This window comes from Paenibacillus rhizolycopersici (assembly GCF_014947195.2).
Lineage (GTDB): Bacteria > Bacillota > Bacilli > Paenibacillales > Paenibacillaceae > Fontibacillus > Fontibacillus rhizolycopersici.
The window spans coordinates 161,968-175,969 of the sequence record NZ_JADCNN020000003.1; the positions used below are offsets into that span (position 1 = coordinate 161,968).

Annotated in this window: 11 protein-coding genes; 1 reads left to right on the forward strand and 10 read right to left on the reverse strand. The window is 54.2% G+C overall.

The features are described 5' to 3' along the window. Positions 1-6 precede the first annotated feature (6 nt). The 5 genes from lepA to gpr all read right to left on the reverse strand — a co-directional run bounded on the left by lepA (position 7) and on the right by gpr (position 6,195). Complete coding sequence (gene lepA, locus IM700_RS04570; protein ID WP_193416395.1) at positions 7-1,824, reverse strand: translation elongation factor 4; 1,818 nt, start codon at positions 1,822-1,824, stop codon at positions 7-9. 127 nt (positions 1,825-1,951) lie between these two features. After that, a complete protein-coding gene (locus IM700_RS04575; protein ID WP_193416396.1) occupies positions 1,952-3,022 on the reverse strand; it encodes a LacI family DNA-binding transcriptional regulator in 1,071 nt (356 codons plus the stop codon). Between the two features lie 92 nt (positions 3,023-3,114). Continuing rightward, on the reverse strand, positions 3,115-3,627 hold the full coding sequence (locus tag IM700_RS04580) for a hypothetical protein (RefSeq protein ID WP_193416397.1): 513 nt from the start codon (positions 3,625-3,627) through the stop codon (positions 3,115-3,117). 36 nt (positions 3,628-3,663) lie between these two features. Beyond that, the gene (locus IM700_RS04585) at positions 3,664-5,034 is read right to left on the reverse strand and encodes a stage II sporulation protein P (RefSeq protein ID WP_239483593.1); all 1,371 of its coding nucleotides are present in this window, start codon (positions 5,032-5,034) and stop codon (positions 3,664-3,666) included. 147 nt (positions 5,035-5,181) lie between these two features. Further along, the gene (gene gpr / locus IM700_RS04590) at positions 5,182-6,195 is read right to left on the reverse strand and encodes a GPR endopeptidase (protein WP_155605621.1); all 1,014 of its coding nucleotides are present in this window, start codon (positions 6,193-6,195) and stop codon (positions 5,182-5,184) included. Positions 6,196-6,400: 205 nt separating this feature from the next. Here gpr and rpsT point away from each other — a divergent pair, with 205 nt between their 5' ends. After that, the gene (gene rpsT / locus IM700_RS04595; protein WP_193416398.1) at positions 6,401-6,673 is read left to right on the forward strand and encodes a 30S ribosomal protein S20; all 273 of its coding nucleotides are present in this window, start codon (positions 6,401-6,403) and stop codon (positions 6,671-6,673) included. Between the two features lie 112 nt (positions 6,674-6,785). On the opposite strand, the gene holA is transcribed toward rpsT, so the two are convergent. The 5 genes from holA to IM700_RS04620 all read right to left on the reverse strand — a co-directional run bounded on the left by holA (position 6,786) and on the right by IM700_RS04620 (position 13,976). Beyond that, positions 6,786-7,808, reverse strand: coding sequence for a DNA polymerase III subunit delta (holA, locus tag IM700_RS04600; protein ID WP_193416399.1), 1,023 nt, complete (start codon positions 7,806-7,808; stop codon positions 6,786-6,788). 976 nt (positions 7,809-8,784) lie between these two features. Then, positions 8,785-10,005 carry a zf-HC2 domain-containing protein gene (locus IM700_RS04605; protein WP_193416400.1) on the reverse strand — a complete coding sequence of 407 codons (1,221 nt, stop codon included), beginning with the start codon at positions 10,003-10,005 and terminating at the stop codon, positions 8,785-8,787. Further along, on the reverse strand, positions 10,002-10,550 hold the full coding sequence (locus tag IM700_RS04610; RefSeq protein WP_193416401.1) for an RNA polymerase sigma factor: 549 nt from the start codon (positions 10,548-10,550) through the stop codon (positions 10,002-10,004). Before IM700_RS04610 ends, IM700_RS04605 begins: the two co-directional genes overlap by 4 nt. 205 nt (positions 10,551-10,755) lie before the next feature. Continuing rightward, positions 10,756-13,350 carry a DNA internalization-related competence protein ComEC/Rec2 gene (locus IM700_RS04615; protein ID WP_193416402.1) on the reverse strand — a complete coding sequence of 865 codons (2,595 nt, stop codon included), beginning with the start codon at positions 13,348-13,350 and terminating at the stop codon, positions 10,756-10,758. A 107-nt stretch (positions 13,351-13,457) separates the two neighbouring features. Continuing rightward, the gene (locus IM700_RS04620; protein ID WP_155605626.1) at positions 13,458-13,976 is read right to left on the reverse strand and encodes a deoxycytidylate deaminase; all 519 of its coding nucleotides are present in this window, start codon (positions 13,974-13,976) and stop codon (positions 13,458-13,460) included. Positions 13,977-14,002 lie beyond the last annotated feature (26 nt).

Consider the following 14,002-nt stretch of genomic DNA (forward strand, 5'->3'; position numbering starts at 1 on the left):
CATTTCTTAATTGTCGTCGATTTTCAGTACGGCCATAAACGCTTCCTGCGGTACCTCGACGTTGCCGACCTGCTTCATCCGCTTCTTGCCTTCCTTCTGCTTCTCCAGCAGCTTGCGCTTCCGCGAGATATCACCGCCGTAACATTTGGCAAGGACGTTCTTGCGCATCGCCTTAACGGTCTCGCGGGCGATGACCTTCTGCCCGATCGAGGCCTGAATCGGCACTTCAAACATTTGGCGCGGGATCAGCTCACGCAGCTTCTCGCAAATGATCCGGCCGCGGTGGTAAGCACGTTCGCGGTGGACGATAAAGGACAAAGCGTCGACCTGCTCTCCGTTCAGGAGGATGTCCATCTTCACCAGGTTCGATTGACGATAACCCGACAGCTCATAATCGAAGGAAGCGTAACCCTTCGTGCTCGATTTCAACTGATCGAAGAAGTCGTATACAATCTCCGACAATGGCACCTGGTACGTAATCGTCACACGGGTTGTGTCAAGGTATTCCATATTCACGAACTCGCCGCGTTTGCTTTGGCAGAGTTCCATGACGGTTCCGACATAATCATTGGGTACGATGATCGCCGCTTTGACGTAAGGCTCCTCGACATAGTCGATTTTGCCGACCTCCGGATAGTTGGACGGGTTGTCGATGGAGATCGTCTCGCCGTTCGTCAGCGTTACTTTGTAAATAACGCTTGGCGCCGTCGTAATCAGCGGAATGTTGAATTCCCGCTCAATCCGTTCCTGAATGACGTCCATGTGCAACAATCCCAGGAAGCCGCAACGGAAACCGAAGCCCAGCGCGCTTGAGGTTTCCGGTTCGAAGCTCAGCGAAGCGTCGTTCAACTGCAGTTTCTCCAACGCTTCACGCAGGTCGTTGTAATCCGACGTTTCGATCGGATACAAGCCGCAATAGACCATCGGGTTAATCTTACGGTAACCCGGCAGCGGTTCAAGTGTCGGATGCTTCGCGTCCGTGACGGTATCCCCGACGCGAGTGTCGCCGACCGTCTTGATCCCGGCAACGATAAAGCCGACATCGCCGACATTCAGCTCGTCCACGATTGTCATCCGCGGTTTGAAGGCACCCACTTCGATAACCTCAAACGTTTTTTCCGTTGCCATCATTTTGATTTTCGAGCCAGCCTTAATCTGCCCGTCAATGACGCGCACGTAAACGATAACGCCCTTGTAAGGGTCATAATGCGAATCGAAAATCAGCGCCTTCAGCGACTGATCCGGGTCTCCCGTTGGTGCAGGCACCTTCTGTACGACCTGCTCCAGAATCTCCTTAATCCCGATCCCGGCTTTGGCGGAAGCGTGCACCGCTTCGCTGGCATCGAGGCCGATGACATCCTCTATCTCCTGCTTCACCCGATCGGGATCGGCGCTTGGCAAGTCGATTTTGTTAATGACCGGCAAAATCTCCAGGTTGTTATCGAGCGCCAGATAAACATTGGCCAGCGTTTGCGCCTCGATCCCCTGAGCGGCGTCTACCACTAGAAGGGCGCCTTCGCAAGCGGCCAAACTGCGGGAGACCTCGTAAGTGAAGTCGACGTGTCCCGGCGTATCGATGAGGTTCAGCAAATACTCCTCCCCATCGTCGGCGCGATAGGTTAAGCGGACGGCCTGTAGTTTAATCGTGATTCCACGTTCGCGTTCCAAATCCATTTGGTCAAGGACCTGCTCCTGCATTTCCCGGGAAGTCAGCGCCCCGGTATACTCCAGAATTCGGTCGGCCAATGTCGATTTGCCATGGTCTATATGTGCAATAATACAGAAATTGCGAATTTTCGCTTGTCTAGCCCTAATATCTGTCATCCTTACCCCCACCACAAATCATCGAAGTCATACAATCAATTTATTATATCAGTTGCAGGGGCAAGCAGCAATCACGACGAGTTAAATTCCAACCGGAAGCCATGACTTACTTCCTCTCCCTCGCCTTCTATCGCCCAGTCTGTTGTGGTTCGGCGGTAGAGTCCCGGTACACGGTTTCGACGGATATCATGATTTTTTCCTGTGGCGCATCTGGATGAGCAAGCCGGTCCATCAGCTTTCGCACCGCGCGCTGGCCGAGGTCCTCTTTCGGCACATGGATAGTCGTAATCGACGGCGCGTTGCGGGCCGCATCGTCGATATTATCAAACCCGCTGACAACGATGTCCCCAGGCACGGTTAACCCGATCTCGCCCAGGACGGTACAGGCATGGATGGCGATGGAATCATTCGCGCATACCAGCGCCGTCGGGAGCGTCTTTGCTTTTCTCCTCCGTTCCAACCACCCTTGCAGCTCGTCCCCGTATGCCCCGGTATCGATGCCTTCCAACTGCAGCATCGGATCATCCGGCGCTTGAGGTGTTAGGCCATTCTCCTCCAAAGCGCTGCGGTAACCGATCCAGCGATCCCGGAAGCTTCGGGAGAAAGCCGAGTTCCCCAAGAAGTGCAATTCCCGGTGCCCCAGTCCGATCAAATGGGTGGTCAGGCGGGCCATCCCGTCAAGGTTGTTCGCAAAGACCGTGTCGCTGGGAATCAGCGGGTCCTCATGATCAACGAGGACCATCGGCAGTCCAATCCGGTGCACCTCCAACAGGAATGAGGTGGCGATTTGCCCGACCCCGATCATTCCCAGAATGCCGTCCGGATTGAGGATATGCATAAAATTGTCGCCCCGGGGTTCCGATACGATGATCATCCCCAGTTGCTGTGCCTCCAGCTCCCGGGAGATGCCCTCCAGCAGCCGGCCCCAATACAGCGATTCCTTGTTTTGAAACCGGATATTCGGCATCAACACCAGCACCGACTGCTTGCCAGCCGGCGCCGGCAGCGTTGTGCCCGAGGGAATGACGTTCTTGACGTAGCCGTTCTTCTGGTTAAAGTAGCCGAGCTGGGAAGCGGCTTGAATGACCCGCTCACGGGTCTGTTCATTGACTCCTCCCTTGCCGGATAAAGCCTTGGATACGACGAATTTCGAAACGCCTAAATGATCGGCAATTTGCTGCATCGTAATTTTCTTCAAAAGTTCTGACCTCCGAAATAACGAATCACGAACGGATTCATAACAATATAACAACAGTATAACAAATCCGCCATTCGTTATAAATCGTTATTTCATTCGCCGGGACCAAACAGGGAGGCTACCCAATGAATGCTCTTCTGCGATGCCTGTTGCAGCAAATGAGCCGCCTTGTCGGCAAAGCGGTCGACAGCCGGAGGCGACGGCGGCGGCATGAGCAGATCCGCCGGCGTTTGCATCACTTGGCCACCTGTCGCCGGGTTGTTAAATCCGTTAGTCACCGTGCTCGGGGGGGTTGCTCCAGGTTGGGCCGAACCGTAACCTGGGGCCATGGTATACCCGCCGGTTGTCCCCTGTGGCGCGGCATAGCCTTGGCCGGTTGTGGTCCAGGCGGGGGTGGCAGCACCGGACGACCAGCCATTACTGTATTGCTGCTGCGGATACGGAACCCCCACGGACTGTCCGTTTGCGCCAACCGTCGTCCCTCCGGTTTGAAAGCCGGGGCCGTACACCGACGTTGTTCCGCTTTCGGCGAGCTGCATTCCTAGCGTCACCCCTGCCGCCAGCAAAAGGCCATATACCAAGGTTTTGCGCAACGTTTTTGCCATGTCTGTCCCTCCCCCGTTTCCTTCGTTAAATGAAATTTAAGATTTCTTGCTTGATTCGCCGGCTTTGGGTGAGCCCTTGCTCACTCCGTTGGATGCATTGGTTCCGCTAGATGCGCCACCGTTTGTTCCGCTTTTCGTCAGCTTGCCCGCTTTCTCCGCGTCCTGGCCTTCCCAATACAGATCGGCCAAGATCCCTGCTAACACCTTCGCGGTGCGCTCCAGCTCTTCCTCGCTGTTGTCGATCCCGCCGATTTCGATCAGGACGCTGTTGGGCGACAACGACTGGTTGTACTCCCCGTTGCCCTGGGAAGACGTCTTCCCCCATATGCCCCTGGAAATCCCCGGATACGCCTTCTCCAGACGATCATGAATCGAGCTCGCGAATTTCTCATTCTCGCGCCAGTTCTCATTGCCATGCCCGATGATGAAATAAACCTGAGCATAATTGACGCCGTCAATGGTCGTGGTCGTCTTGTCATGGCGTTGCGAATCGCGGTGGATATCGATAAAATATTGCAGCTTGCCGTTTTCGGCCATCGCCTGCTTCACGGTCTCTCGTGAATATTTATATGAATAGTTGTAGTTGTAATTGCTCACCTTGCTCGCATAATTTTCGAACGAGTGCAAGGCAGCGACACCTTTGCGTTCCAACTCTTTCGCCAGCGCCTCGCCAACCAGGCCGACGTTCTTCTTGTCTTCCGCCGAGCTAGGGTTATCCACATCAGTACCCAGCACTGGATTATATGATTCTTGCGGATGCGAATGATAGATCATCACGATATTTTTGTTGCCCGGTTGGATCGAAGGCTCCCCCTGATCCCCAGAGGTGCCGTCTGTCTTCCCAGGCTCCTGTTCCGGTGGCTGTGATTCGCCCGAATCGGCTTCGCCCGGCCCTGGGTCCGCGTCATCCCCGCCTTCATCGCCATTCGGCTCCGGGTGATCTGGCGCGCTGCCATCCGCGCCTGTACCCGGCCGGTAATCCTCGGGCGCTTGGGCCGTGCCATTGCCGGAGCCCGTACGCAGCAGGATCGGGCTATCGGCACCCAGTCCCGGAACTTCTCGGGCGACCAAACTCTTCGGATCGGATGGATTCACGTCCGTCAACAGCTGGAAGACGAAATTCGTCATCTGGCGACCCGATATCGCCGGCGTTTGCTTTTCGCTGGCCGCGTGCGGCAGTTCCATGCCAACCATATCCATGAAAAACCCGCTCGATAGCGACGCCGCCAGCCCCTTCATCGAAGAAACCGGGGACGTATTGAGATTCTTCTCGGCAATGCCCAGCACCCCCAACATGACGAAAAAGATCACCGACATGACCGATAAAAGCAAAAATGTGCGTCCCAGCGCCAACACATGCAACAGATTCCGTCTCATTTTCCCTAGATTCCAAGCCTTGAATTTCATATGCGTGTCCTCCTCCAGCCGCTTTCGAACTATATTCCAAATCTATGAACCTAGTTCAAAGCCTAGAACCTCGAATTCTCACAAAAAAAAGAAATCCGCTAGATTCACGGATTTCTTGAGATTCGGGAGAAGGAGGAGGATGCGGCCTTAATGGGTATAAGACGCCACGTTATCTGGTGTAACCGCCTCGTGCAATGAGATGTTCAGACCGCTCGCGATAACATTCGCCACATCTTCAATGAATTCGTCGATTTCTTTCGGCGTAACGATGAGATCATGGCCAAGCGGTTCGAGCACCTCTTTGACGAGACCTAGCCGCTCGCTTTCATTTAAATCGTTAAGCATGCCCATGATCTGTTTCGTAGGCGCGTTCCCGTCGTCGCTTTCTTCATTGAAATGACTCTTCATCATATCGAACACATTATTGACGATCGTGGATGCATAGCACACTGTCGGTACGCCTATCGCGATGCAAGGTACGCCCAGAATTTCCTTGGTTAGTCCCCGACGTTTGTTGCCAATGCCAGAGCCGGGATGGATGCCGATGTCTGCGATCTGGATCGTCGTATTTACCCGTTCCAACGAACGTGAAGCCAATGCATCGATGGCGATGATCAGATCCGGTCGCGTCCGTTCCACGATTCCTTGCACCACTTCGCTCGACTCAATGCCGGTAATGCCAAGCACGCCAGGAGCGATTGCGCTAACTTCTCGGTAACCCGGTGCGACCTGGTCCGGCGTCAGCTCGAAGTAATGTCGGGTAACCATGACATTCTCTACCACCAGCGGTCCGAGTGCATCCGGCGTAACATTCCAGTTGCCCAAGCCGACGATCAGCGTCTTCGCTCCCGGTCCGACCCCGATTTTATTTAAAAATGCGGTAAACTCCTTCGCGAACGCGGCAGCGACCTTTTCCTGCAGTTCGGTATCCTGATTCCGGAGGCCGGGGACCTCCAAGGTCACGTAATGTCCCTGGATTCGTCCGATTTGCCGTGAGGCCGCCTCGTTGGTCACATCCAGCCGGGTGATCTTGATTCCGTCCTGTTCCTCGACCTGTTCATTTAGCCCGGGAACCGGCCCGCCATGGGCGGTCTCCGCGATCTCCTTCGATTCAACGGCCAAGTCAGTACGTACGGAATACTCCCGTAAGTCTAAATTCATGCCATATGACCTCCATTTCCTCTGATTGCCTTTATTGTGCGGGAGAGGGAATGTGTTTATGCATGCCATAGGTCAAGCGGTAAAACTTGCGAGAAATCGAGAGATTCAGTATGATGAATTTATTGCTTTTTACTATCTTGCGTGATAAAATATTTTAAGTTGTGAATCATCTGGGTTGATATATGCTTTACAGGAGGTGAATGCAATGCCAAACATTAAATCCGCTATCAAACGCGTGAAAACGAATGACAAACGCCGCGTGCTGAACGCTTCGCAAAAATCCGCCCTGCGTACGGCTGTGAAAACTGCCGACACCGCTCTGGCGAACAACGAAGTTGAAGCAGCTAAAGCTGCTTTCGTTGCTGCTACCAAAAAATTGGACAAAGCTGTTACTAAAGGTTTGATCCACAAAAATGCAGCTGCCCGTAAGAAATCCCGCTTGGCTAAAAAATTGAACGAACTTACGTCTAAAGCGTAAGACTCGTTAATGATAATGAAGTTTTTCTTCAACTAAGCTCAAAAAGACCTGAACGATGAATCGTTCAGGTCTTTTTGGCTTTTATTGAGGGGGCGGCGGACGTTATTCGCCTCTAGGCCCCCAGTTTTAGCAGGAATAACTCCAGCCCCAGCACTTTGTCGATTTGCCCGCTCTTCATCCGGTAATCCAACTCGGCCAGCTCGGACAGGATGGTTCTCAGCCGGCCGGCTTCAAATTTCCGGGCCTGATCACCGGCCAGCTTAACTACGTACGGATGCAAACTGAGCTGCGAGGCGATCTGTTGCTGTGAGTAGCTCTGGCGTCCAAGCTCTTTCACTTGCAGCATGATCCGGAACTGGCGGGCGATCAACGCCGCGATCTTGATCGGCTCCTCGCGCTGCTTCAGCAGTTCGTAGAAAATGCCAAGCGCCTGCTCCAGTCGAATCGCAGCGATATGCTCCACCATCACGAACACGTTTTGCTCCGTGCTGCGAGCAACAAGCTGCTCAACTGCCGCGGTATCGATCATCCCGCCGGATCCGGCGTACAAGCAGAGCTTGTCCGTTTCCGCAGCCAAGGCTGCCATCTGCACGCCGCTCGCGGCAATCAACGCCTCTGCCGCGTCGCGTCCGATCCGGCAGCCGCGTTTCTCCACCTCTTGCACGACCCACTGTACGAGCTCCCCGCCGCCCAGCGGCATAAAGGACAACACCGTACCGGCTGCCTTAATCGCTTTGACGACCTTCTTCCGCTCGTCCAACTTCTCGCCGTTCGCCACAAACACGATCACGCTATGCTCAGCCGGGTTGCCGATATACGTCAGCAGCGTCTCCAACTTATGCTCGATTTTGCCGCCTTCCTTGCCGCCTGCTACAAGCAGTGCGGAGTCACGGACAACAATCAGCTTACGCTCCACGAGAAAGGGCATCGTCTCCGCTTCTTCGACCACGACCTCGATTGGGGTCTCCGTCAGATCAAAAGAAGCCAAGGCAAAGTCCTTTTGATCCCGATCCACAAGCTGCTCCTGGAGCAGGCCCACGAACTCTTGAATCTGGTATTTCTCCGTACCGTAACAAACGTATAGCGGGGAGATCCGCCCCTGCTTAATGTCTTTCATCGCTTGCTTTGCGTCCATCCGGGTTCTCCCTTCCGTCTTCTTTGCCTCTAACCATCATACTTCGATTTTGCCCATTCGTCCAAACCCTGTTTGTCGCTCCTGCTCGAAAAAACGAAAAAATAGCCGCTGATCCGGCCAGTAATGAGCTAATGCGTGTTGGAGTTGCTGTAGTGTGTTGGAGTACAGTAGTTGCCGTGACATGCGGAAGCAGGTCAGTATGCTGTCAGATGTCGTTGTCGTTGTGCTGTAGATGATGTTGTGTGTTGGAGTTTGCTCGTTTTCTGTAGTTGCTGTTGTTGCTGCAGAGTTGCATCGTGTATTTTGCTGACGGTACATTGTAATGTTCAAGCGGCGCACAGCAAATGTTCGGCCAAAGGTATCGTAACGGAACGTACAGCCCTTATTTGCCCATTTCCCGGCGATTTCCCGCTGTAACGGAACCCAGAGACCTTATTGAGCTATACCCATGTGGATTGAGCTGATTTCAACCGAAATAAGGTCTCTTGGTTCCGTTAGAAGTCTAAGCAACGGATAAACGTTCAAATAACGGTGCTGAGTTCCGTTAAAATGCTAAAGGTTAGTGAAATACAGCAGGTTGAGGCTGGTTGGGAGCACCGAGAAGGTTGGATGAAGCAGGGACTGAGTAGCGGAGCGTAGCTGGAGGCTACGTGAGCATCGGAAGGCCCGGCTGAATTCAAGAATCGACGCCGAATAATCTCCCCCGAGCCCGCTTCGTGATCTCGAGCTGACTTTTTAACTTCCTCTATAAATGCAACAGAGGGACCTCTGCCTCTTGGCGAAAGATCCCTCTGTCCCGGAACATCTATATAAACGCGGGCCGAAAAGCTCTAGAAACTCTCCCGCCAGCGGTCATACGACGATCAGGGGTCCAAACCGCTATCTCTACTATACATATAACCTATTCCATATCTCCTGAAAAGGTGCCAGCCGCATGTTCAAAAAACCGCCCAATTTCGTCCGTCCGCGTTCTTGTTTAGGGCTGCGTTCCTTCCGCAGCGGCTGCGGCCGCCTTCTCGGCATCGATCGTACGAACCGCTGAGGTTCCGTCGATTTCTGTCTCGTACGTAAATACAAGGCCATCCTCCGACCAAGCGCCGTCGACCCAATTTCCGTCGATCGTCTCATCAGCCACCTGTTTCCGATCCTGGACGTCGAGACGGTAGACATACAGGTGTCCATCCTTTAACTCGGCTTCAAACTTCCCATCCGGCGAGGTCCAGCTATTAAAACTGGCGATGCCAAACTTTCCCTTTGGATCATCCAGGGTCAATTGCCGGTTAATCATCTCATCATCCTCAAGGCTTTCCGGAGCTTTGGCATCGGCCGCAGGGTCCGAATTCCCAGCTTCAGGCGTAGTCAGATCCTGAGCAGGAACACCCTCGCCTTGATTTGTCGGCACCGAATTGCCTTTCGTCGGATCGCTCTTTCCGGCATCTTGCTCGCTTGGAGCCTTGGTGCCTGATTGCGAGTTCCCTGGCTTCGCTCCAGGAGCAATAGGATCCGTCGAATCTCCCGTCATGTTCCGGTCATCCGCACCACCGGAATTTGCACCCTCGTTCGGGGTGCCGTCCTCCTTCGGCGCCAGAGCATCCTGATCTTCCATCTCAAGGCTGCCGGCATTGCTGCCATCCTTGAACAGCTGCGCGTTTCCCACCGCATCGCCGGCCGAATCTGCGGCTGAAGAATTCTCGTTGGCCGAATCCGTTAACGAGGTATTCATGGCGATCTCGGCATCCGATACGGTGCGTGGTTCATATTGATAAATGAACACACCCAGAATCAAAGCCGCCGCCACGCCCAGCGAACCGTACCGGTAAATCCGGCTCCGTCGCAACCCTGTGTCCGCATCCTGACGGCGCGAGCTGCGGCGGCTCGGCAGCGTACCGCCTTGACCGGTTCCCGCATCGACTTGTACCGCCGTCATCGGCAGCACCGTCTCCTCGGCAGCGCTGCCTCCTTCAAGGCGAGCACGGTCGATTTCATCCAGTTGCGGCAGGATCGCATCCACGAGGCTATAGTTCGGAACCACCTTCGGCAGCTCCTCCAATTGCGCAGACAGCTTGTTCAACAGAGCAAACGTTTCAGCGCATTCCCCGCAATTACGAATATGCTCAAAGAGAAGAAAACTTTCCTCTTCGTTTAAATCATGGTCAAGATAACGATGCATCCATTCCACCGCCTCCGGGCACTTCATCCTGATACACCACCCTTCTGATAATCTTGGAGTAAATGCTGCAGCTGCTGTCTGGCCCTGAATAAATAGGATTTCACTGTATTCAGCGGCAAATTCAAGCTATCAGCGATTTCGTTATACGAAAAGTCCTGTAAATACCTCAGCACAACCACCGATCGGTGGTGTTCCGGCAATTGTTCGATCGCGCTGCGAATGTCCTCGGCTAAATAGCCCGACATGACTTCCCGCTCCACGCTATCATTCCCCTGAAACACCATTTCGTGCTCCTCGATGGATACCGTTGGCTTATTCCTACGAAATTTGTCGATACAAATGTTAGTTACGATCCGTTGGACCCAGGTTTTGAACTGCGCTTTTTCCTCATAAGAATCGATTTTGGTATAAATGCGAATGAGGGCTTCTTGAGCAGCGTCATGCGCATCCTGCTCATTGTTCAAAATATAGTAGGCCGTCCGGTAAACGTGTTGTTCAATTTCTCGCAATAGGGTGATTAGAGCGTCGCGATCGCCCGTTTGAGCGGCTCTGATGAGTCCCTGCTCTACCACTAAGGCTCCCCCTTCCTTGCATCCTTACAGACGCTAACGTCCGACAAGATGTTGCAATGTTGTTACTATTTTTTAAAAATAATTTGGAGTCCATCATCCGGTATGAAATTCAAGCATTTCTCGTGCGGAATCCTTTCAATCTCACCTTAGGATACCAAAAAAAACAGGCCCCGTCATCCTGCCGAAATCAGGGAAGGGCCTATTTTCACGGGGTTTGCTGTAGTTTGCTTCTGACCTCGATCCTCCCCCTGCGCACTCTCATCTGAACTTCACCTTGCTTGTCGGTACGATAGATTCGGATGTTCTGCCCGTTCAACCGATCGACGACCGTGGGATGCGGGTGCCCGTAGGTATTCGCGGCTCCAACCGAAATCAGTGCCGTTTCCGGTTGCCAGTATGCCAGCCATGCCTCGGAGGTGGATGTCTTGCTGCCATGGTGAGCCACTTTCATAACATCGATCGAATCTGCCGGTGTCGTTGGTGCGGAAGCAGATACCTTTTCTATCTCTAGCATCTCTCGCTCCGCCGCCTCATCCATATCGCCCGTGAACAAAAAGGATGCCCCGTTCAGGTCCAACCGAAACACGATGGATTGGTGGTTTTGTTCTTTCACGAAAGGAATCCGGCTTGTCCCTTCCGTTTCGGTTAGCGGATAAAGCACCTCCACGCGGGTGCCCTTATCCGGTTGCAAGTTCATGCCGCGGCTTGCCGAATATACCGGAATCCGCCGAGTTAGGGCCGTCTCCATCAAGGTTGTCATCGTCTTCGACTCCGCCAGGCTGCCGTTGATCAGCAGCGCTTCAACCGGGAACGAATCCAGTACCGCCTGCGCCCCACCGATATGGTCCTGATCTCCATGCGTCAAAATCACCGCGTCCAAGCGGTGAACCCCTCGTTTCTTGAGCAGCGGAACAACCGTCTTTGCCCCGACTTCAAAAGGTTCGCGGCGCTCCCGCCAAGCATCCTTCGCTTTGCGAAACGACACCGTACCCCCGCCGTCTACCAGCAGATGCTTACCGGAAGGGGTCGTGATCAGGGCGCAGTCGCCTTGACCAACGTCGATGAACTCGATGTAGCCTGAACCCTTGTTGTAGGCCGGGGTATAACCGGATATCAGCAGCAGCACCAAACCTGTAGCTATGGTTAAGCGCAGAAAGTCTCCGCGCCTAGCCCATACTCGCTCTCTTAGAGGAAAGGATGTCGGTTCTGCCACCGGTCTCAATGGGACCGTGTCGTCGTCTTGCCACTGAGGGGTTAACGCTTCTGCAGCAAGGCGCTCGCGCCGTTTTCCCCAATACAGCACTAGGTAGTACCCGACATAGAAAGCCGCAACCCAAAGCAATGAGGGGGATTGCCAATACGTCATGAAGCCGCTACGTGCGCTCAGCCAGCTTGTCGCCTCGAACGTCACCGTATTCAGCCACCGTACCGGAAATGCCGCCCATAAACCAAGCCGAGTCGACAGGAAGCTAAGCAGCAGTGCCCCCGTTCCGAGTGGAAGCGCCAGTGTGCCAATAACCGGTACAAGCAGTAAGTTAGCCAGGACCGACAATAGAGAAAACTGGTTGAAATAGAGAATCGTCAGCGGAAAAGAAACCAGTTGAGCCGCAAGCGTGATCGCCACGGCGCTCCCCATTTTTCTCGGTAACCACCGAAAGTACGGCGATAGCAACGGCACGAATAGGATCAGCCCCGCCGTCACCGCAAACGATAGCTGGAAGCTGACGTTCAGCAAAAAGTACGGGTCCCAGACTAACATCAGCATCGCAGCCGCAGCTAATACATTAAGGCTGTCTTTCAACAGCCCGCGCCTTAGTAAGTACAGCCCCAGCATCGTCATCAACCCGGAGCGAATGACCGACGGCGAGAACCCGGTGATCAGCATATACGCCGGAACGAACGCCAACGCGGCCGTGATCGCGGTCTCCCGAGTAACCCGGCAAAGACGAAGCAATCCGAATAGGAGCGCGACGTTTATCGCCACATGACTGCCCGAGATCGCCAAAATATGCGTTAGCCCAAGCTGCGTAAACTCCGCATATTTGTCCGGGTCAAGGTCATTCTGCAGGCCGATCAACAGCCCTTTCATATAACCTGCCTGCCATTCCGGAAACAATCTTTCGATGCGTTCGCCGAGCCGATCACGCAGTGCATCTATATAGCCCATAACGGCGGCGACGCCTCGGGTTGACTGTACCACTTTTATAGACGAGGCACCCGGCGCCTTTACCAGCCAATGAATCCGCTGCAGATGCAAATACCGGCGGTAATCAAACGCGCCGAAGTTGCGTGCCGATTGCGGCGCTTCGAGCGTTCCGTCCAGAGTCACCTGGAGGCCGCGCCGCCAAGAGGCCGCCGTAGGCAGTTCCTTTTGAGCCGCCAGCCGCAGCTGGACGGCCACCTTTTCCCCGCCGGGGATGTCCTGGCTGACCTGCGGGCTTGATCCCGCAGATAGCAAGGAGAGCCGGCTTGCCTTCAGCGTAAAGTCGGCGCGATCGCCGTCGATCTCTACGGCCGAGACGATCGTTCCCTCCAGACGTACGGCTTGTCCGTCCACAGGCAACCCAATCCGGGTTTTATTCCCCGTTTCGTTATAAAGCCAATAACCGCCTGCAAGCGAGAAGGCCAGCCAGATCAGGACCAAACTCCGCCAAAAATGGCGCCCGATCAAGGCGATGGCTGCACATATCAGCGATAGTCCCAGCGCAAACAACCAAAAACGCCAGCCGGGATACCCCGCCGCCAAACCGCTGCCGGCCATCCAGCCGCAGGCGATCGCAGTTAACGGTCTACCGTTCATCGGAACCCCTCCTTATCTGCCTAAGCAAAAAAAACACCCCACCCGCCCTAAGGCGAATGAGGTGCTCCCACATTCCAACAACAAGTTTGAATCGTATTCGGTTACGCTTACTCTTCCACCTGCGAGATTGATTCCTGCGGCGGATGATAACCTTCCAGACGGCGGAAGGTGATTCCCTTCTGCGCCATCATGGCGGTTACCTTGCCGGTATCCTTCGGATAGGACCGATGGAACACGATCTCCGTAATGCCGCTGTTGGCCAACATGTTCGCGCAAGTCCAACACGGCTCGTCCGTCACGTATACGCTGGACCCTTCCCGATCGATCCGGTCCGTGAACAATAGCAGGTTCTGCTCGGCATGGATGGTGCGGACGCAGCGCTGCTTCTTCACCATCTTCTCCTGGCCGTCTTCAATCACGAGTTCATACTCTTCCGCGATCATACATCCGGCTTCCGAGCAATCCGGAACGCCGGAAGGGGCCCCGTTATAGGCCGTGCCCAGCAGCTTCTTCCCTTGAACTAGTACGGCGCCGACATGACGACGGTTGCAGCGCGACCGCGTCGATACCATATAAGCGATATCCATGAAATACGTATCCCAGTCTTTACGATGGTCCGGATTCATCCCATTATCACCCTCACAAGTCGTCT